Genomic DNA, 21168 nt, shown 5'->3' on the forward strand with positions numbered 1-21168 from the left:
AGGAAACTATGGATTACTCACAGACTTCAATGGTTGATGTTGCTTACGACATCATGGAAGGCCTGAAAGCCCCAATCGATTTCTATGAATTATGGGAACAGGTCGCAGAAAAGAAAAACTTCACAACAGAAGAAAGAGATGAAAACGAATCTGTATTCTATACCAATATTACTTTAGATGGTCGTATGATCACTGTTGGTGAAAACAGATGGGATTTAAGAGAACGTCATAAATTTGAAGATGTTCATATTGATATGAATGATGTTTATTCTGATGACGAAGAGGAAGAAGAAGAAACAGACGACGGTTCAATCGAAGATAGCTATAGCGATGATTAAGAAGAACACTCCGGTGTTCTTTTTCTTTTGCTTTCATTGACTTACTCTGTCAGGATCATACTTTATGAAATTTTTGTGAGGGGTTCGCGAGGGGTTTGCGAGGGGTTCGCGAGGGGTTCGTGAGGGGTTCGCGAGGGGTTCGTGAGGGGTTCGTGAGGGGTTCGCGAGGGGTTCGTGAGGGGTTCGTGAGGGGTTCGTGAGGGGTTCGCGAGGGGTTCGCGAGGGGTTCGTGAGGGGTTCGCGAGGGGTTTGCGAGGGGTTCGTGAGGGGTTCGCGAGGGGTTCGCGAGGGGTTCGTGAGGGGTTTGTGAGGGGTTCGTGAGGGGTTTGTGAGGGGTTCGTGAGGGGTTCGCGAGGGGTTCGTGAGGGGTTCGTGAGGGGTTCGCGAGGGGTTCGTGAGGGGTTCGCGAGGGGTTCGTGAGGGGTTCGTGAGGGGTTCGCGAGGGGTTCGCGAGGGGTTCGTGAGGGGTTTGCGAGGTGTTTGCAAGGGCTCTGATGGGGATGAATGGAACAACGGCTGTATGTTTATAGAATAATATAAAATCGAAAATTATATTTTTTGTAAGATGTTTTATCGTGTGATTAAGTTTTTTTGTTTGAAGATTTGCGTTGGTGTTATACTGATATTGGTTGAGGAGGTGCGTTGTTGATAAAATGAATAATTTCGATGTATTAGAACATTATTCTCATGATGAAGAAGGACAATATTTTGATCGTAAGAGTGCCAGGATTAAACCTAAGGATATTGCGAGACATCTGGTTGCTTTTGCTAATGGGAATGGTGGAGAATTAGTGATTGGTATTGAGGATGATGGTGAAATTTCAGGCTTTGATTATCCTCAAGCAAATCCATTGAATGATTTTTTAGATATCCCTTTTACATATTGTAAAGGAGACTTTAGATATCAGTATCAAATTTATGACGTAGAGGTTGGTGACAGGAAAGATCAAGTTTTAGTTTTTGAAGTGAACCCCAGTGAAAATAAAGTTATAAAAACTATTGATAATAAAGTCTACCTCAGGGTAGGAGATCAATCGAAATTGCTTAGCCATGATCAAATTACACAATTGGAGTTTGACAAAGGTGAACGTTATTTTGAAGATTTGATTCTTGAAGACTCGAGCTATGATGATGTAGATATGAATACAATTGATGAATATCGTTCAATCTTAAAGACGAGTTTAAGTGGCGAAGAAATTCTTAAGGCAAGAAACTTATTGAAAAATGGACATTTGACTTATGCAGGTGCTCTTCTTTTTGCAAAATATCCCACACAGTTTTTGCCAAATGCACGAGTAAGGGTTTTAAAATTTGATGGGAACAAAATGCATACCGGAGAAAGGCTAAATATTAGTAAGGATAAAAATTTTGAGGAAAATCTTCCAACGCTTTTAAAGAATATTAGAGAATTTATTACAACATTGTTAAAGGAATACCAGTTTTTAGATCGTGATGGTATTTTTAAAACTGTTTCTGAGTATCCAGAATTTGCATGGCTTGAAGGTATTGTGAATAGTGTAACACATCGGGATTATTCATTTCGAGGTGATTATATTCGTGTGTCCATCTACGATGATCGGCTGGAAGTCTTTAGTCCGGGAAAATTACCTAATATTGTAACGCTAGATAATATGATCGAAACTAGATATTCACGTAATCCGCGAATTGCTAGAGTCTTAAATGAATTTGGCTTTGTACGTGAATTAAATGAAGGTGTCAAAAGAATATATGAAGAAATGGATCATTACTTTTTGAATAAGCCTATTTATTCTGAACCAAACAATAATGCGGTTTTACTGGTTTTGGAAAATAATAGCAAAGATCGTAAGATGAAAACAACAAAAGAAATAACTCATTTATTGACACCTGAACTTTTGAGAAGTCTTGATGAATCAGAAATGAAAATTATACAATATGTTACAGTACATGGTCGGATTAATATAAAAAAGACAAAAAAAATACTTGGCAAAGGAGATACATATTCTAGAAGGCGACTAAAAAACTTACAAGATAAAAAAATTCTTAGGTGGCACGGAACTAATAAAACTGATCCCTATCAGTATTATTCTTTAGAAGATCTTTACGATACAAGTACAAATTCATAATAGGGTTCATAATCAATTCATAAAGATTCTTTATATTGTAGGTGTCAGGTGAGAACTGACGGATAAAGCAAACATAAAAATTTCCCTTTCCTTAAAAGATGTCAACAATAATAATAGACATCACGCACGCTTTCCCCAGCGTGCTTTTCTTTTGACAAATAAAATAAAAAAACGGAATACGAGATTCCGTTAATCAAATAATGATGTGACTTCATCTAATGGACAAAATTCATCATAACCACGCATGGCGTTGGTTTCAATGATGGTTAAACGTAACTGTCCGACATTCCATTGGGTAGCACCATTTTCCTGGCAGTTTTTGTAGGCATCGTCGATCGCTGCCATGGTGGCTGCATCTTTGACGTTATTACGTAAGATTTCCATGGCCTGCTTGCAGCGTTCATACTGAACTTCTACTGGTGATTCATCATATGTCATGTTTCATCGCTCCTTTAAAATTCTTTATTCAAATATTAAGAATAACAATTTCACATAGAAAAAGCAATGGCTTCCAAGCATATGTTAACGAATATGAAAAAAATTTTCTACAATTGTTAGAATAGTGTAAACCGTTATCAAAAATATTCTAAAGAAAGATGGAAACCATTGATTTTAGAAATTTTATGAATTATAATCTCTATAGAAATTTAATTAAGGAGGAATGTCATAAAATGGCAGTAAAAGTTGCAATTAATGGTTTTGGCCGTATTGGTCGTTTAGCATTCAGACAGATGTTTGGTGCAGAAGGGTATGAAGTAGTTGCTATCAACGATTTAACTTCACCTAAAATGTTAGCATATTTATTAAAATATGATTCTTCACAGGGTAAATATGCTTTAGCTGATACAGTAGAAGCTAAAGAAAACTCAATCGTTGTTGATGGTAAAGAAATTACTATCTACAAAGAACCAGATGCTAATAACTTACCTTGGGGTGAATTAGGAGTAGATGTAGTTCTTGAATGTACAGGTTTCTATACTTCAAAAGCAAAAGCTCAGGCTCACATCAACGCTGGTGCTAAGAAAGTTGTTATCTCAGCTCCTGCTGGAAACGATTTAAAGACAATCGTATTCAACACTAACAATGAAACATTATCAGCTGATGATCAGATCATCTCTGCAGCTTCATGTACTACAAACTGCTTAGCTCCAATGGCTAAAGCATTAAACGACAAATGGGAAGTTAAAGCTGGTATCATGTTAACAGTTCATGCTTACACTGGTGACCAGATGATCCTTGATGGACCACAGAGAAAAGGTAACTTAAGAAGATCTAGAGCTGGTGCAGTCAACATCACTCCAACTTCTACTGGTGCTGCAAAAGCTATCGGTTCAGTTGTTACTGAATTAAATGGTAAATTAATCGGTTCAGCATTACGTGTACCTGTTCCTACTGGATCAATCACTGTTTTAACAGCTACTGTAAAAGGTAACCCAACTGTTGATGAAATCAACGCTCAGATGAAAGCTAACACTACTGAATCATTCGGTTACAACGAAGACGATATCGTATCTTCTGATATCGTAGGTATGAGATTCGGTTCATTATTCGATTCTACTTTAACTATGGTTAACCCAATCTCTGATGATGAATCAGAAGTTCAGGTAGTATCTTGGTATGATAACGAAAACTCATTCACTTCTAACATGGTTAGAACTATTAAGTATTTCGCTGAATTATAATACTGCAATAATTAGAGAAAAATTTAATGAAATGAAACCTCCCGCTTTGGGAGGTTTTCCTTTACCCTTTAGGGTATGAAAAAAGGCGAGGATTTCGCCTTTTTAAACTATTATAATATGTGATATAAGCTGCGTGCGTAGCTGGCACGACGAGCAGAAGCACTGCTGCGAGCGGCTGGTCTTTCAAAGTCATAACAGAATTTGTAAGCGGCTCTGTAGGCGCCTGAGGCAGAATTGCCAGCACCTTTAATAGAACGGTAAACACCGCGATAAGATGTTTTTAATTCATGATCTAAGAATTTAACCTGCCCTTTAATTGAAGAAGCACTTAAGCCATGACGGGCGCAATATCTTCTTAAGTTGGCTTTACGGCCGCCAGTCCACTGAACTAAGCCATAGCAGACACCGCCAGATCGAGGATTGTAACCTGATTCATATTTGATATTAGACATAATCCCGGCAGCGCCAGCTTTAGAGTATCCTAAGCTGCGTAAAGTGCTATAGATTTTAGCGCGGTTTGATGCCGCATTTGTATGAGATGTATGGGAAGTAAAGATGCCTGCACAAAGTAAACAGATCATAACGATGAGTGAGCATTTTTTAATTATTGTTTTCATAGTGACCTCTTTCTATTTCTTACGAATCTCTTACAAAATTCTTAAGAAAATCTTAATTTCTACAAGGGCATCATATCATACTCAAATCAGATGTCAATAGAATTCTTAAGAAAAACTTAAGAATTTGGTGATTTTCATGATTTGAATGGATGAATGAAGTCATGAAAATATTGCATGCATATATCAAAGAAGGAGCGATTATGGTAGAATATTTGCGGGTGATTCAAGATGCATAAGGAACATAAAAAATGGAGATTAAAACCGTATAGTGCTGTTATTATTGGCCTTGTGTGTCTATCATTAGGCTTAGGATTAGGGTATGTCATGTTTAAGACCCCGGAAGTGCCGGCGGTGAGTGTTAAACAGACAGTTGATAATAAAACCTTAAGACAGGTCTATAAAATCTTAAAAGATCAGTTTAAAGATACTACCAATTCTTCTAAAAGCCTCAGTGATCGGATGATTGCTGGTTTAGTCAAAGGGTTAGGTGATCCCCATACAGCTTATATGACAAAAGAAGAATATATGCAGTTTGACAGCTCGCTAGCGGGCAGTTATGTCGGTATTGGTATTTCCTACTTAGTTGTTAATCAAGGGGCGCTGATTACTAACTGCTTTGAAAATTCTAATGCTTATAAAGCGGGCATTCGGACGGGAGATATCTTAACCCATGTCGATGGGGTCAGTTTAGCGCATAAGAATGCGGATGCGATGAATACGATGATTCGCGGCGATGAAGGAAGCTTTTCTAACTTTACGTACTTATCACAAGGAAAAGCAATCAATAAGCATATTAAGAGAAAAGCAACGCAGTCTGATGTATTCTATAAGGAAGTAAGCGTAAAGAAGAAAAAAGCCGGAGTTATTACGATCAGTGCCTTTAGTGATGCAACGGGAAAATTAGTAGCGAAAGCCTTAAAACAAATGCAAAATGATCATGTAGATACTTTAATTATGGATGTCCGCAATAATGGCGGAGGCTATATTGATGCGGCCGAAGACTGCTTAGCCCTCTTTAATAAAGCTGGAACGGTGCTTTATTCGTTAAAAGATCGTCAGGGGAAGGTGACTTCGGTGAAAGATACGACGGATACGGCTTATCACTTTGCCCATAACTATATCTTAGTCAATAACCATAGTGCCAGTGCTTCGGAGATTCTGACTCAGTCATTAAAAGAACTCAATGGTTTCCAGGTGATTGGAACACCTACTTATGGCAAGTCAACGGTTCAGGTGGAAGTTCCGCTTTCTAATAATGGTGTCTTAAAGTACACCTATGCCTCATGGATGAGTGCCAAAGGCAAGATTATTTCTAAAAAAGGTATTCAGCCAAATCTTTATGTCAAAGGGGCGGATTTAGATCCAATGGAACTCAATGCGCCGAAGAAAACATATACGCAAAATGATCTCAATGCTTATATTGCATCGATGGAAACGATGCTCAAGGGATTAGGATATAAGGTCGATCGCACTGATGGCTATTTTTCACCAGCAGTGAAAAAAGCCCTAACATCTTATCAGAAAAAGCAGAAGCTTCCTGGTAAAGGAAAATACAATAAGAAAACATATTACTATTTATTATCGGATTATTTAAAAGCTCTGAAATCAGGTCGTTATGATCCCGAATTAAAGAAAGCTTTAGGGGGTGTATCATGAGAAAATTTGAATTAGTCTCAGACTTTCAGCCGATGGGGGATCAGCCTCAGGCCATTAAGTCATTAGTGGAAGGTGTGCGTGAAGGAAAAAAGACGCAGGTCCTCTTAGGGGGTACCGGGACCGGGAAAACCTTCACCTTTGCGAATGTGATTGCCCAAGTGAATAAACCGACACTTGTTTTATCACACAATAAAACCTTAGCTGGACAGTTATATTCCGAGTTAAAAGAATTCTTCCCGCATAACCGCGTGGAATACTTTATTTCTAACTTCGATTTTTATCAGCCAGAAGCGTATATTCCTAAAAGTGATACCTATATCGATAAAGAAGCAACCACCAACTATGAAATTGAAATGCTGAGAAGTGCAGCGATGAACTCCTTAATTGAACGGGAAGATACAATTGTGGTGGCGTCAGTGGCATCGATTTACGGGTTAGGAAACCCTGAACAGTATAAAGAAATGATCTTTTCTTTGCGCGTTGGTCAGGAAATTGACCGCCGGGAACTGCTGACTTATCTGGTAGATCGTCAGTATACCCGTAATGATATCGATCAGGTCAAAGGGACCTTCCGGGTGCGCGGGGATGTCATTGAAATTGTCCCGGGTCACTCAGAATCTTATATTATCCGTATCGAACTCTTTGGTGATGAAGTCGATCGCATTACCGAAGTGGATCCTTTAACTGGCAAGGTATTAGGCGCATTTAATACTTACACTATTTATCCTGCTGATGACTATGTCACCAGTGCCGAGAATATGCAGCATGCCTGTGATACCATTACAGCTGAGCTGCAGGATCGCCTCAAATACTTTGAAGAAGCCGGCAAACCACTGGAATACGAACGCTTAGATAACCGCACCCGTCATGATGTAGAAATGTTACGGGAGGTGGGAATCTGTCCCGGAATTGAAAACTATTCCCGCCATATTGATGGCCGTAAGCCAGGGGAACGTCCTTATACCTTAATTGACTATTTCCCTAAAGATTTCCTGCTCATCGTCGATGAATCACACGTGATGCTGCCACAGATCAGGGCCATGTATAATGGCGACCGCAGCCGTAAGGAAACGCTGGTGGAATATGGCTTCCGTCTGCCTTCCGCTTTAGATAACCGACCATTACGTTTTGAAGAGTTTGAAAAGCTTATCAACCAGGCGATTTATGTTTCGGCGACACCAGGTGACTATGAACTAGAAAGCACCAAAGGGGAAGTTGTCGAACAGATCATTCGTCCAACGGGCTTATTAGATCCAATTATTGAAATTCGGCCAATTGAAGATCAGATCGATGATATTATTTCGGAGATTCAGGACCGCATTGAAAAGAATGAACGTGTGCTGATTACGACATTAACCAAGCGGATGGCGGAAGACTTAACCGATTATCTTAAAGAGTTTGGCTTAAAAGTGGCTTATCTGCATAGTGATACCAAAACTTTGGAACGAACGGAAATCTTACGTGATTTGCGTTTAGGTAAATATGATGTCTTAATTGGGATCAACTTATTAAGAGAAGGGTTGGACTTACCAGAAGTGTCTTTAGTATGTATTTTAGATGCTGATAAGGAAGGCTTCTTACGATCTAATCGTTCACTTATTCAGACGATTGGCCGTGCTGCTCGAAATGCCAACGGGAAGGTCATCATGTATGCCGACAATATGACGGATTCCATGAAATCAGCAATTGATGAAACGAATCGTCGTCGCGCGATTCAGATGGCTTATAATGAAGAACATCATATTATCCCTAAGACGATTAAGAAGGAAATCCGGGAAGCGATCCACGGTCAGGAAACCTTAGATCAGGCGGCAACGATTGTCAAGAAAGCGAAGAAAGTCTCTAAGAAGGCTAAGAAACAGACGATCGAAGAACTGGAAAAACAGATGCGCGAAGCCGCAAAGGCCTTAGACTTCGAAAGAGCAATGGCCCTGCGTGATGCTATTCAGGAGTTACGCGATGCATCTTAATATTCCAATAAGTGATTTCGCTAAGACGCTTTTTGATGATCTGCTTGAGCATGGCGCGACGATCTATTTTGTCGGCGGAATTGTCCGGGATACCCTATTAGGGAGAGACAATAAAGATCTCGATGTCGAAGTCTATCATCTGCCTTATGACTTATTAGTAGAAAGACTCTCACATTTTGGTCATGTCCGCACCTTTGGGGCATCCTTTGCGGTGGTGCATCTTGATGAACTGCCGGGGTATGAGTTTGCCCTGCCCCGCAGGGAAACGAAAACCGGCCCAAAGCATACGGATTTTACCGTTACCATTGCGCCTGATTTAGCGCCGCAGATGGCGGCGAAGCGCCGCGATCTGACTATCAATGCCTTGATGGTCGATTACGCGGATGGCACCCTTTATGATTTTTATCATGGCTATGAAGATTTACAAAACGGGATCATCCGCGCGGTGGATCCGCTCCATTTTGGGGAAGATCCATTACGCGTCTTACGGATTGCTTCCTTTATGTCGCGCCTGCTTTTTCAAGTGGAGGAAGGCACGAAGCAGTTATGCAAGCAAATGGTGCAGGAAGGGTTACTTGAAGCGTTAAGTATTGAACGCATCACCATTGAATATGAAAAGATTTTAATGGGCACGCAGCCTTCTTTAGGCTTGAATTTCTTAAAAGAAGTCCATGGCTTACCACCTTATTTACAGGCTTTAGTAACCACGATGCAAAGAAGAGATTATCATCCGGAAGGCAGTGTCTGGAATCATACGATGTTAGTCATTGATTTATGTGCTCATGTGAAAGAGCATACGAGTGATCCATTAAGTTTTATGTGGAGCGGTTTGCTTCATGATATCGGGAAACCAGCGACGACGGTAGGGGAGCACTCTTACCGTCATGATGAAATGGGCGTCACCGTCTTTCAAAAGGACGTGCATATGCAGTTAAGTAAAAAACAAAAACAATATATTCGCTGCATGATTGCGCATCATATGCAGCTCATGAATATGGCGACCCATCATGCCCGTCCCATTACTTTTAAACGCTTGTTAAAGGAGCTTGAGGGGATCTTCCCGCTTGATGATTTAGCCTGGTTTACCCGTTGTGATAAGATGGGACGAGGCTATATCGCATCATCGCAGATTGCGATGTTTAATGACTATTTAGATGAGATGATCGCCTTATGCGGCGATCAGGCAGAAAAGCCGCTGATTGATGGGAAAACCCTTATTGAAGCCGGCTTTTCTGATCATCATTTCTATAAACAATTATTAGCAGAGGCTTATGACCTGCAGTTAGCTGGTTATCAGCGTGATGCCATATTAAGGAGGCTGAAAGGTGAACGATAAAATTATTATCAAAGGGGCAAGAGAAAACAACTTAAAAAATGTTGATTTAGAGATCCCTAAAAATAAACTTGTCATTTTAACGGGGTTATCCGGCAGCGGGAAAACGTCATTAGCGTTTGATACGATCTATGCCGAAGGGCAGCGCCGTTATGTCGAATCATTAAGTGCGTATGCCCGGCAGTTTTTAGGCGGTATGGAAAAGCCGGATGTAGATTCGATTGAAGGCTTATCGCCAGCGATTGCCATTGATCAGAAAACGACTAGCAATAACCCGCGTTCAACGGTTGGGACAGTCACGGAAATCTTTGATTATTTACGTTTGCTGTATGCCCGCGTCGGTCATGCGTATTGTCCTAATCATCATATCCGAATTGAAGCCCAGACAATCAAACAAATGTGTGATATCGTCGATGGCTACGATGATCGTGATAAACTGCAGGTCTTAGCCCGCGTAGCGATGAATCAGAAGGGAACGCATAAAGATACCTTTGATGCTTTACGCAAGGATGGTTTTGTCCGCGTTAAAGTCGATGGGGAATTACGTTTACTTGATGATGACATTGTCTTAGAAAAGAATCAGAAACATACGATTGATGTTGTCGTTGACCGAATTGTGAAAAAGGAAGGTTACCGCAGTCGCTTAGCGGACTCTTTAGAGACCGCCTTAAAGCTGGCTGATGGCGAAGCAATTGTGGAAAACTTAACCAAAGGCGAAGAAAAACTTTTCTCTGCCAATCAGGCCTGCCCAATTTGCGGCTTTAGTGTGCCGAAGTTAGAACCGCGTCTTTTCTCTTTTAACAATCCTTTAGGGGCTTGTCCAGACTGTAAAGGGTTAGGAACGAAAAGCGTTGTCGATGATGACTTGCTGATCCCGGATCCAAGCTTATCAATTAATGAAGGCGGGATCCGTTATTTCAAAACGGCCGTGGGGACGGATCGTATTGAATGGCAGCGATTCACAATCTTATGTCAGACCTATGGTATTGATATGGATAAACCGCTGAAAGACTTTACGAAGAAGGAAAAGAAGATTATCTTCTCTGGTTCTGATAAACCAATTTCATATACGATTGAAAGTTCCAGCGGAAATATTTCTAAAACGACGGGCTACATTGAAGGGATTAAGACGTTAATTGCCCGCCGCTATGTAGAAACAACATCCGCTTGGTCAAAAGAATGGTATGCCTCATTCATGCGTGAGCAGACGTGTCCAACCTGTCATGGTAAACGTCTTAATGAGATGGTTTTAGCGGTTAAGGTCAATGATTTATCTATTAGTGATTTCACTGATTTATCCATTGATCAGGCGTTAGAATGGATCACTAATCTCAAGTTATCACCGATGGAAGAAAAGATTGCGCGCCTGATTGTGAAGGAAATCAAAGATCGTTTAACCTTCTTACATAATGTCGGTTTAGGTTATTTAACGTTATCTAGACGGGCGGCTGGCTTATCTGGCGGGGAAGCGCAGCGTATTCGTCTAGCAACGCAGATCGGTTCCCGTTTAACGGGCGTTCTCTATGTCTTAGATGAACCTTCGATCGGTTTACATCAGCGTGATAATGAAAAGCTGATTCAGACTTTATGTGATATGCGTGATTTAGGCAACTCGGTTCTTGTAGTCGAACATGATGAAGAAACGATGATGGCCAGCGATTATATCGTTGATGTCGGTCCGGGAGCGGGCGTTCATGGCGGCACCATTGTGGCCGCGGGCACGCCACAGGAAGTGATGAATAATGAAAATTCTATTACTGGGGCTTATTTATCTGGTCGAAAGAAGATTGAAGTGCCTAAGAAACGTCGTAAAGGCAATGGCCTTTATGTTGAAGTGAGAGGCGCGAAGGAACATAACTTAAAAAATATCAATGTGAAATTCCCGCTTGGTAAACTGATTGTCGTGACGGGGGTATCCGGCTCGGGTAAATCTACCTTAGTCAATGATGTCTTAGCTAAAGGGATTAAAGAAAAGCTTTATAAAGCAAAAGAAAAACCAGGAGCGCATAAAGAGATCCGGGGGATTGAAAATATTGATAAACTGATTGAAGTTTCACAGGAACCGATCGGGCGTACCCCACGTTCCAATCCGGTGACGTATACTGGCGTCTTTGATGATATTCGTGACTTGTTTGCGAAAACGCCAGAAGCGAAGATGCGCGGTTATGATAAAGGGCGTTTCTCTTTCAATGTGAAAGGCGGCCGCTGTGAAGCCTGCCAGGGGGATGGCGTGAAGAAGATCTCTATGCATTTCTTACCAGATGTTTATGTACCTTGTGAAGAATGCGGCGGGAAACGTTATAACGAAGAAACGCTGCAGGTCACTTATAAAGATAAGAATATTTATGATGTCTTAGAGATGACGGTAGAAGAAAGCTTAAGTTTCTTTGAAAACTTACCACGTATTTACAATAAACTGAAAGCCCTCTATGATGTCGGCTTAGGCTATATTAAACTCGGTCAGTCCGCCACCACGTTATCCGGCGGGGAAGCGCAGCGTGTGAAGCTGGCAAGCGAACTGCAGAAACGGGCTACGGGCAAGACGCTTTATATCTTAGATGAACCAACCACTGGTTTACATAGCGATGATGTCAATCGTCTGATTCAGGTGCTTAATAAGATTGTCGATGGCGGGGATACTGTCTTAGTCATCGAACATAACTTAGATGTGATCAAGGTTGCCGACTGGATCATTGATTTAGGGTTGGAAGGCGGCGATATGGGTGGTACAATTGTAGTACAAGGAACCCCAGAAAAGGTCGCTAAATGCGAAGAAAGCCGTACGGGTAAATTCCTGAAAGACTTATTATAGGAGTAAGAATATGGCAAAATCTGTAAAAATCAAAGATCTTCTCTCACCAACCGAATATAAACGTGTATCCGGAGATGAATCTTCGATGGAACGTGAAGTGTTTGTGGCAGATATTAACCGTCCTGGCTTCGAGTTAGCTGGGTTCTTCAAACACAGTGACTTCCGTCGTATCATTCTCCTTGGTGAAAAAGAAAATGCATTTATTGAAGAAATGACCAAAGAAGCACAGCTGGCTTGTTTCTCTAAGTTAGTTAATGATGAAACCCCATGTATTATCGTTGCCAAAGGGTATAAAACATCGGATATTCTCAAAAATATCGCAATAAAACGTAACTTCCCGGTTTTTGAAACAGACAGTGCAACCGGTCGTGTCTCTATCGACTTGCAGGCGCGCTTAGACGAATGGCTGGCGCCAGAAACACTGATCCATGGTGTTTTCTTAAACATCTATGGGAAAGGCGTCATCATCCGTGGTGATTCCGGCATCGGGAAATCAGAAATCGCTTTGGAATTAGTCAAACGTGGTCATCAGCTGATCGCTGACGATGCTGTGGAACTGTATCATATTGGTCAGAATATTGTTGGAAAAGCCCCAAAAGTTTTAAGTAACTTACTGGAAATCCGTGGGATCGGGGTCATCGATGTCTCAAAAATGTTTGGGGCGGGCTCTGTTCTTTCAAAAAACAACGTCGATCTGATCATCCAGTTAGAGCGCTGGCTGCCATCGCGTGAATACACCCGTATCGGGGTGGAAGAAGATGACGTCACCGAAGAGATTTTAAATGTATCTATTCCCAAGATTGTCGTTCCGGTTACTGGCGGTCGTTCAATGTCTGTTATTATTGAATCAGCTGTTATGAATATGCAGCTAAAATCTCAGGGCTTTGATTCCAGCAAGGAATTCGTTAATCGTATTCTTTCTAATATCAAGAGCAAGGAGCATTAACAATGCAGCTATTTCCTGATTACAAAACCTTTCTCACTATTGGTTCGTTATCGATCCATTACTATGCCATTGTGATTTTAGCGGGGGCGTTAATGGCCTATGCTTTAGGTCAGTACCGCTTTAAACAATTAGGTTATGATAAAGGTATTCTTTCCGATTATTTCTTTGGTTTACTGCTCCTTGGGATCGCCGGGGCGCGTCTCTGGTATGTCATCTTTATGTGGCCGCAGTATGCTGCTCATCCTGAAGAGATTATTATGATCTGGCATGGTGGCCTCGCCATCCAGGGTGGCATTGTGGCAGGTCTCATCTACAGTTACTATTTCTTTAGAAAAAGGAACATTCCTTTCTTAGTGGCTGGCGATGCTATTATGCCGGGCGTCTTAATCGCTCAGGCTTGTGGCCGCTGGGGCAACTTCTTTAACCGTGAAGCTTTTGGCTCAGCTGTCTCTTTAAGCTATTTAAAGCGTCTGCACTTACCAGCTTTCATCATTAACAATATGTATATTGATGGGGCTTATCACCATCCGACCTTCCTTTATGAATCAGTGGGGAACTTATGTGTCTTCCTGATTATCATTCTCGTTGTCCGTCATTTCGCTAAACATAATGGCGCACAGTTCTTTGCCTACTTTATTGGTTATGGCATTGTCCGCTTCTTTGTGGAAGGATTACGTACGGATTCGTTAATGTTAGGGTCGATTCGGATGGCTCAGTTAACCTCCGTCGTCTTCTTAGCCGTCGGTATTGCGGGGATGATTTACATCCATTATAAGGGCACAAATAAATCGTATTAGAAAAAGGGCGCAAGCTCTTTTTTTTATACCCTGATTTGGGTTATAGCGTGCTATAGGATTACCATATAACGAAATGACTGATATTTGTTGACGAAATAATAAGAGACGTGTATAGTAATGCATGTAGAAAGAAAAGCCTACTAACCTAGTAGGAATTGGAAGGAGGATGAATAATGAAAAAACTTAAACTTCATTCAATTCATTCTGTTCTCGCCTTAAATCGAATGTGCAGTGAATTGAAAGCACATACTATGATGTGCTAAAATAATCACATACACAAACAAAAATATTTAAGGAAAAACAAGGAGAATAACATATTATGGCAAACAATAAATATCATTTCGAAACTTTAGCATTACACGTAGGACAGGAAGAAGCAGATCCAGTAACGGATTCAAGAGCAGTCCCAATTTATCAGACATCTTCATTCGTTTTCAAAAACTCTGATCATGCCCAGGCAAGATTTGCCCTGCAGGATGCCGGCAATATCTATGGCCGTTTAACAAACCCAACAACTGATATCTTTGAAAAACGTATCGCTGCCTTAGAAGGCGGGGTTGCGGCTTTAGCTGTCGCTTCTGGCGCTGCCGCTGTGACTTATGCTGTTAAGAATATTACAAAAGCTGGCGATCATATCGTTGCAGCGAAGAACATCTATGGGGGAACATTCAACTTATTCGCGCATACATTAGAAGATGATGGTGTTCATACAACATTCGTTGATGCGTTAAAACCTGAAGAATTCGATAATGCGATTCAGGAAAATACAAAGTTAGTTTTCATTGAAACATTAGGTAACCCTAATAGTGACTGTGTTGATATTGAAGCGATTGCTAATATCGCTCATAAACATGGTTTACCATTAATCATCGATAACACATTCGGTACACCTTACTTAATTCGTCCAATTGAATACGGGGCTGACGTTGTTGTTCATTCCGCTACTAAGTTCATTGGTGGTCATGGGACAACAATTGGTGGTGTCATCGTTGATGGCGGTACTTTTGACTGGGCTGCTCACGCTGATAAATTCCCTGGTTTAGTAGAACCAAACCCATCATACCATGGTGTTTCTTTCGCTAAAGATGTCGGCGCCGCTGCTTTCGTGACAAAGATTCGTGCGATCATCTTGAGAGATGAAGGAGCGACTTTATCACCAGTGCATTCATTCATCTTCTTACAGGGTCTTGAAACATTGTCATTACGTGTTGAAAGACAGGTAGAAAATGCCTTAAAAGTTGTCGATTACTTAAAGAATAATCCAAATGTCGAAGCTGTTCATCATCCATCTGTATCAACTGATCCAGAACAGCAGCGATTATATAAGAAATACTTCCCTAATGGCGGTGGATCAATCTTCACTTTCGAAATCAAAGGTGATGAAAGAAAAGCGAAAGATTTCATCGATCATCTGAAGTTATTCTCATTATTAGCGAACGTAGCTGATGTGAAGTCATTAGTGATCCATCCCGCAACAACAACACATGCTGAATTAAATGATGAAGAATTAAATGCCGTAGGTATTTATAGAAACTCTATCCGTTTATCAATCGGGACAGAACATATCGATGATATCATCGGTGACTTAGATCAGGCTTTCGAAGCTGTTAAATAATATAAAAAATCCATACCAGCAATGGTATGGATATTTTTTTGCCTTATTCTTTACTTGATTCAACCGACTCAATGGTAACCGCATCAAACATGTCCTTCATGTGACATGAGATCATGTAAATACGCTTCGGCAAGATATAAGGGGACATTAGTGAATTGTTCCTGCATATCATAAGGTTTTAATGAGAAACGTACACCAGTAAGATCAGGATGTTTTTGAAGCAATGTCATTAAGCTTTTAGAATAGACATTTTTTCCGGATTTCACCTCAATAGGTAGGACTTTACCGAGCTGACAAAGAAAATCAATTTCAAGTTTCGCATTTTCTTTCGTGTAATAATAGGGAATAAGCCCTAGAGATCTTGTGATTGAAGCGATGAATTGCTGGGTAAATGCCTCTTGGTATTCCTCAAAAATAGATTCACCTAATAAAATATCTTTCGGATCTGTCTCAGCCATACAATTGAGTAGGCCGACATCAAGGGTAAAAAGTTTAAAAGCACTCAAGTCTTCGTAAAATTTTAAAGGTTTGGCGATTTTATTGACCCGCATGACTTTGAATACTAATCCGGCATCGATCAGCTATTGAATAGCATCTTCAAATTCTTTGGCTCGAGCACCTTTTTTGATATGACTATACATTTTTATGAACGTTAAAATGCCTATCTATTACATTTTTCTGAACGTTCAAATGACTATTTATTACACTTTTAAGAACATTCAAACGGTTAACAATAACACTTTTCTGACCTTAACATTGAAAATGGCTTTCAAAGTCTTCTTCAATATAAAAATCATAGAAGTCTTTTGGTTCCATTATTGACAATGTTAGGTAGATCTAAGAATCATCTGCTCAAGTTGTTTTCATTCTTCTTTGTGTACTGCTTTTTATCATAAGAAGAAGTGAAGGGGAAGGAAAGCTGACTAAGCTTAAGATGATTAAAGATTATAAGATATTGTAATCATGCATAATTGTATACAAAAGCTTGTTTTGAGGTTAGTAATTGTTTATAATGAAGGCACACAAGGAGGTAAGTATTCATGATTAAACTGTATGATGAAGGGATCTACTTAGTAAATGGAAAAGAGATTGTCAAAGAGAGCGAGGCAAAATCTTTTTCAAAAGAAGACGCGAAAAAAGGAACCATTGCCTATGGCATTATGAAAAATCATAATGTCTCAGGAGATATGGATCATTTAAAAATTAAATTTGATGCGATGGCATCTCATGATATTACATATGTGGGTATTATTCAGACGGCCCGTGCCTCAGGCATGGAAAAATTCCCACTACCTTATGTTATGACATGCTGTCATAACTCATTATGTGCGGTCGGCGGTACGATTAATGATGACGACCACTTATTCGGTTTATCCGCTGCGAAGAAATATGGTGGTATTTATGTACCTCCTCATATTGCCGTTATCCACCAGTATATGCGAGAAAACTTTGCTGGATGCGGAAAAATGATTTTAGGTTCTGACTCTCATACCCGCTATGGAGCGTTAGGAACAATGGCCATTGGTGAAGGCGGCGGTGAATTAGTTAAACAGCTGCTTGAAGACACGTATGATGTGGCTTATCCAGGGGTTATTGCCATTTACTTAGATGGCAAACCAAAACCATGGGTAGGACCACATGATGTCGCTTTAGCGATTATTCGTGAAGTTTTCGCCAAAGGTTATGTGAAGAATAAAGTGATGGAGTTTGTTGGTCCTGGGGTTTCCTCTATGCCTACAGATTATCGTAATGGTGTGGATGTTATGACGACAGAAACAACATGTTTAACATCGATCTGGCGCACTGATGAAGATACGAAGGCGTATTTATCAAAACATCATCGTGAAGATGATTATAAACAGTTAGATCCAGCTGATGTCGCTTACTATGATGGTTGTGTCTATGTGGATTTATCAACGATTAAACCGATGATTGCGTTACCATTCCATCCATCCAATGCCTATGAAATTGATGAATTGAATGCCAACTTAGAAGACATCTTAAAGAAAACGGAAGAAGCAGCGGCTAAGATCTCTGGTGATCGTGCTCACTTCACATTGTTAGATAAGATCACTCCTGATGGAAAATTAAAAGTTCAGCAGGGCGTCATTGGCGGCTGTGCCGGTGGTACGTATTCTAATATCGTAGAAGCAGCCCATGCCTTAAAAGGCAAGAGTACCGGTAATGATGAATTCTACTTATCTGTTTATCCATCTTCTCAGCCGGTTTATACCGACCTTGATCGTAAAGGTCTGTTAGCTGATTTAATGGATACTGGGGCACTGATTCGTTCAGCTTTCTGCGGCCCATGTTTCGGAGCTGGCGATACACCTGCTAATAATGCGTTATCAATCCGTCATACAACCCGTAACTTCCCGAACCGTGAAGGTTCTAAACCAGGTCAGGGCCAGATGGCTGCCGTCGCTTTAATGGATGCCCGTTCGATTGCCGCAACAGCAGCTAATGGTGGTATTTTAACGAGTGCCGAAAGCTTAGACTGCTGGGGTGATATCCCTGAATATAACTATGATGATCGTTCTTATGTGCATCGTGTGTATAACGGCTTTAATCATGCGGATGAAGACAAATCATTACGTTTTGGTCCTAATATTAAAGACTGGCCAGAACAGGAAGCTTTAGCAGATAATATCTTACTGAAAGTGGCTTCTAAGATTGAAGATGATGTCACCACGACGGATGAATTAATTCCTTCAGGAGAAACATCTTCTTATCGTTCTAATCCATTAGGTTTAGCAGAATTCACTTTATCAAGAAGAGATCCTGCTTATGTTGGGAAAGCCAAAGCAGTACGTGCTTTAGAGGATGAAAGAAAAGCTGGTAAGATCGATGCAAGCTTACAGGGCGTCTTTGATGTGATCAAGACCATTGATCATGATGTCGATCCTTTAAAAGTGGAAATTGGTTCTGTATTATATGCCAATAAACCAGGGGATGGGTCAGCCCGTGAACAGGCCGCTTCATGTCAGCGTGTCTTAGGTGGTTTAGCCAATATTACGCAGGAATATGCGACAAAACGTTATCGCAGCAACTGTATGAACTGGGGCATGGTGCCATTCCATTTAAAAGGTCAGCCAACTGATTTTGATGTTGATGACTATATCTATGTGCCTCATATCTTAGAGGCCTTAGATGGTGACTTAAAAGATATTCCAGCTTATGTCATTAAAGATGGACAGGCGAAAGAGATTCATCTCTATATCCAGGATATGACTGCTGATGAACGTGCAATTGTCAAAGCAGGCTGTCTGATCAACTTTAACCGCAACAAGAAAAAATAACATCGCAAGAGGGTTTCATAACCCTCTTTTGTGTTATAATGGCTTCTATATGAAAGTGAGGTTTCACCATGGATAAACAAAGAGAAAAATATATGAAAATGAGCGTTGAAGAACGCAAAGCTGTGGCGCATGCGGTGAAGCAGGGAGAAGCTTACAAGACGTGGAAAAAAGAGGCTGATCGCTCACGCTTGAAATATATCATGACTTTAGTGCTGTTCTTTGTTTTCTTTGGCTTAGATAATGTTTTATCAGGCAAGAAAACATGGGGCGATGTCGCCTCCGTTTTATTGGTGGCTTACTGTGGTTTCGCAATTGTTTTCTTAGCGGTTGACAGTATTCGCGCAAAAGCCCATCCGCGCGTTTGGCGCTGCCCTAACTGTGGTCAGATTCTGCCGTGTCGCTCTGCTAACTTTAGCCGTGGGGCGGAATCGTATCAGCCGGATGTTTATGTTGATCATTGTCCTTACTGTAACCATGATTTAACGAAGTAGTTCACAAAAAATTCACAAATGAGTGATAACGTTTACATGTCGGAAGACAACAATACACCTTCCAATTTGGAAAAGAGAATGACACCCCATGTGATTCTCTTTTTTTGTATCTCGCTATCTTTTTAGGCCGGTGGTATAATGAAGGCGAGGTGAACATGATGAACTATGAATTTTCTAATAAGATGACCCATGTCAAAGCATCGGCCATCCGAGAAATTTTTAAAGCATTAACCAATCCGGAAATTATCAGTTTTGCCGGGGGGAACCCCGCTTCAACTGCTTTTCCAGTAGACGCGATCAAGAAGGCTTCCGCTGATCTTCTTGAAGAAAATCCGATTGCCTTATTGCAGTATGGCTTAACCGAAGGGGATCCTGATTTCTTAAAGGCTGCCAATGCGTTTTTCAACCGTCATGAACAAGTCACTTTTGAAAGTGATATGATCATTACCACAACCGGATCCCAGCAGATTATGGATTTAGCATCGAAATGTCTCTGCAATGAAGGCGATGTTGTCGTGGTTGAAGAACCTTCTTTCTTAGGGTCTTTAAACTCCTTTAAAGAAAATGGCTGTGTATTAAGAGGGGTGCCATTTAAAGATGGTCAGTTAGATTTAGAAAAACTGGAAGAAGCTTTACAGATAGAGCCTAAACCAAAGTTTATGTATCTGATTCCTAACTTCCAGAATCCAACTGGTTTTACGATGAGCTTAGAAACCCGTCAGGCGGTTTTAGCCCTGGCCAAAAAATATCAGGTGATGATCTTAGAAGATGATCCTTATGGCGCTTTACGCTTTAGCGGAGAAGATGTGCCTTCGCTTAAATCATTAGATCGTGATGGCTTAGTGCTCTATGCCGTTTCGATGTCAAAAATTATGGCGCCAGGGATGCGTGTCGCTTGTGCTATCGGTCCGAAGGAAGTTGTCCAGAAGATGGTTGTGGCCAAACAGGGGGCTGATGTCCATACTAATTTATGGTCTCAGAAAGTCATTGCCCGTTTATTAGAAACGTATGATATGGATGCCCATTTAACAAGAATCAAAAAGATTTATAAAGAGAAATGCGAATTGATGTTAGCAGAGATGGACAAAGAATTTGCGGATGGTATCACTTATACCCGCCCGGAAGGCGGCATGTTTATTTGGGTGGATTTACCTAAAGAAGCAGATATGAATGCCTTCGTTAAAGAAGCGCTAGAAAAGAAAGTGGCGGTTGTACCAGGCAATGCCTTCTTAACCGATGATACGAAAGAATGTCATTCTTTCCGGATGAACTTCTCTACGCCAGCGCCTGAAGATATTATCAAAGGAGTTAAAATCCTTGGTGAAATGACCCATCAGTTATAAGAAATAGAAGTCTGCAAATCATTTGTAGACTTTTTTTCTAAAGCTCAATTGAAAAAGTAAATTCCGCTTAAATTTAAATTCCGGTTTTGTGTAGTTTTGTCTTACAAATGCCTTTATTAAAGGAATTCGTTAGCGCTTATTAGAAATTCAGAGGTCAAAACATG

General features: G+C 40.7%; 16 protein-coding genes. 13 read left to right on the forward strand and 3 right to left on the reverse strand.

The window, feature by feature from the left end; translation table 11 throughout:
- The first annotated feature begins 8 nt into the window (after positions 1-8).
- Positions 9-338: a DNA-directed RNA polymerase subunit delta gene (gene rpoE / locus SG0102_RS01995; RefSeq protein ID WP_125118406.1), complete on the forward strand. Its 330-nt coding sequence runs from the start codon at positions 9-11 to the stop codon at positions 336-338.
- Positions 339-991: 653 nt separating this feature from the next.
- Positions 992-2443, forward strand: a complete 1452-nt coding sequence (locus tag SG0102_RS02005) for an ATP-binding protein (RefSeq protein WP_125118407.1) — start codon at positions 992-994, stop codon at positions 2441-2443.
- Positions 2444-2632: 189 nt separating this feature from the next.
- On the opposite strand, the gene SG0102_RS02010 is transcribed toward SG0102_RS02005, so the two are convergent.
- Positions 2633-2881, reverse strand: coding sequence for a hypothetical protein (locus tag SG0102_RS02010; RefSeq protein ID WP_125118408.1), 249 nt, complete (start codon positions 2879-2881; stop codon positions 2633-2635).
- 233 nt (positions 2882-3114) lie between these two features.
- Between SG0102_RS02010 and gap the strand changes: the two genes are divergently transcribed.
- A complete protein-coding gene (gene gap / locus SG0102_RS02015) occupies positions 3115-4125 on the forward strand; it encodes a type I glyceraldehyde-3-phosphate dehydrogenase (RefSeq protein ID WP_125118409.1) in 1011 nt (336 codons plus the stop codon).
- Positions 4126-4235: 110 nt separating this feature from the next.
- Here the strand turns inward: gap and SG0102_RS02020 are convergent, their stop codons facing one another.
- Positions 4236-4742, reverse strand: coding sequence for a phage tail tip lysozyme (locus SG0102_RS02020; protein WP_125118410.1), 507 nt, complete (start codon positions 4740-4742; stop codon positions 4236-4238).
- Between the two features lie 228 nt (positions 4743-4970).
- Between SG0102_RS02020 and SG0102_RS02025 the strand changes: the two genes are divergently transcribed.
- The 7 genes from SG0102_RS02025 to SG0102_RS02055 all read left to right on the forward strand — a co-directional run bounded on the left by SG0102_RS02025 (position 4971) and on the right by SG0102_RS02055 (position 15871).
- The gene (locus tag SG0102_RS02025) at positions 4971-6398 is read left to right on the forward strand and encodes a S41 family peptidase (RefSeq protein WP_125118411.1); all 1428 of its coding nucleotides are present in this window, start codon (positions 4971-4973) and stop codon (positions 6396-6398) included.
- On the forward strand, positions 6395-8368 hold the full coding sequence (gene uvrB / locus SG0102_RS02030) for an excinuclease ABC subunit UvrB (protein WP_125118412.1): 1974 nt from the start codon (positions 6395-6397) through the stop codon (positions 8366-8368). The genes SG0102_RS02025 and uvrB overlap by 4 nt, the downstream gene beginning before the upstream one ends.
- Positions 8358-9704 carry a CCA tRNA nucleotidyltransferase gene (locus SG0102_RS02035; RefSeq protein WP_179951182.1) on the forward strand — a complete coding sequence of 449 codons (1347 nt, stop codon included), beginning with the start codon at positions 8358-8360 and terminating at the stop codon, positions 9702-9704. Before uvrB ends, SG0102_RS02035 begins: the two co-directional genes overlap by 11 nt.
- Positions 9694-12513 carry an excinuclease ABC subunit UvrA gene (uvrA, locus tag SG0102_RS02040; RefSeq protein WP_125118413.1) on the forward strand — a complete coding sequence of 940 codons (2820 nt, stop codon included), beginning with the start codon at positions 9694-9696 and terminating at the stop codon, positions 12511-12513. Before SG0102_RS02035 ends, uvrA begins: the two co-directional genes overlap by 11 nt.
- 10 nt (positions 12514-12523) lie before the next feature.
- Entirely contained in the window at positions 12524-13459 is a 936-nt protein-coding gene (hprK, locus tag SG0102_RS02045) for an HPr(Ser) kinase/phosphatase (RefSeq protein ID WP_125118414.1), read from the forward strand.
- 2 nt (positions 13460-13461) lie between these two features.
- On the forward strand, positions 13462-14256 hold the full coding sequence (lgt, locus tag SG0102_RS02050; RefSeq protein ID WP_125118415.1) for a prolipoprotein diacylglyceryl transferase: 795 nt from the start codon (positions 13462-13464) through the stop codon (positions 14254-14256).
- 319 nt (positions 14257-14575) lie between these two features.
- The gene (locus SG0102_RS02055) at positions 14576-15871 is read left to right on the forward strand and encodes an O-acetylhomoserine aminocarboxypropyltransferase/cysteine synthase family protein (protein ID WP_125118416.1); all 1296 of its coding nucleotides are present in this window, start codon (positions 14576-14578) and stop codon (positions 15869-15871) included.
- A gap of 83 nt (positions 15872-15954) precedes the next feature.
- On the opposite strand, the gene SG0102_RS02060 is transcribed toward SG0102_RS02055, so the two are convergent.
- Positions 15955-16452, reverse strand: a complete 498-nt coding sequence (locus SG0102_RS02060; RefSeq protein ID WP_408609974.1) for a DUF4143 domain-containing protein — start codon at positions 16450-16452, stop codon at positions 15955-15957.
- 459 nt (positions 16453-16911) lie between these two features.
- Here SG0102_RS02060 and SG0102_RS02065 point away from each other — a divergent pair, with 459 nt between their 5' ends.
- The 3 genes from SG0102_RS02065 (at position 16912) to SG0102_RS02075 (ending at position 21004) form a co-directional block, all read left to right on the forward strand.
- Positions 16912-19170 carry a hydratase gene (locus SG0102_RS02065; protein ID WP_125118418.1) on the forward strand — a complete coding sequence of 753 codons (2259 nt, stop codon included), beginning with the start codon at positions 16912-16914 and terminating at the stop codon, positions 19168-19170.
- A gap of 68 nt (positions 19171-19238) precedes the next feature.
- A complete protein-coding gene (locus SG0102_RS02070; protein WP_125118419.1) occupies positions 19239-19661 on the forward strand; it encodes a hypothetical protein in 423 nt (140 codons plus the stop codon).
- Between the two features lie 158 nt (positions 19662-19819).
- Complete coding sequence (locus SG0102_RS02075) at positions 19820-21004, forward strand: aminotransferase-like domain-containing protein (protein WP_125118420.1); 1185 nt, start codon at positions 19820-19822, stop codon at positions 21002-21004.
- Positions 21005-21168 lie beyond the last annotated feature (164 nt).

Source organism: Intestinibaculum porci (genome assembly GCF_003925875.1).
GTDB classification, from domain to species: domain Bacteria; phylum Bacillota_I; class Bacilli_A; order Erysipelotrichales; family Coprobacillaceae; genus Intestinibaculum; species Intestinibaculum porci.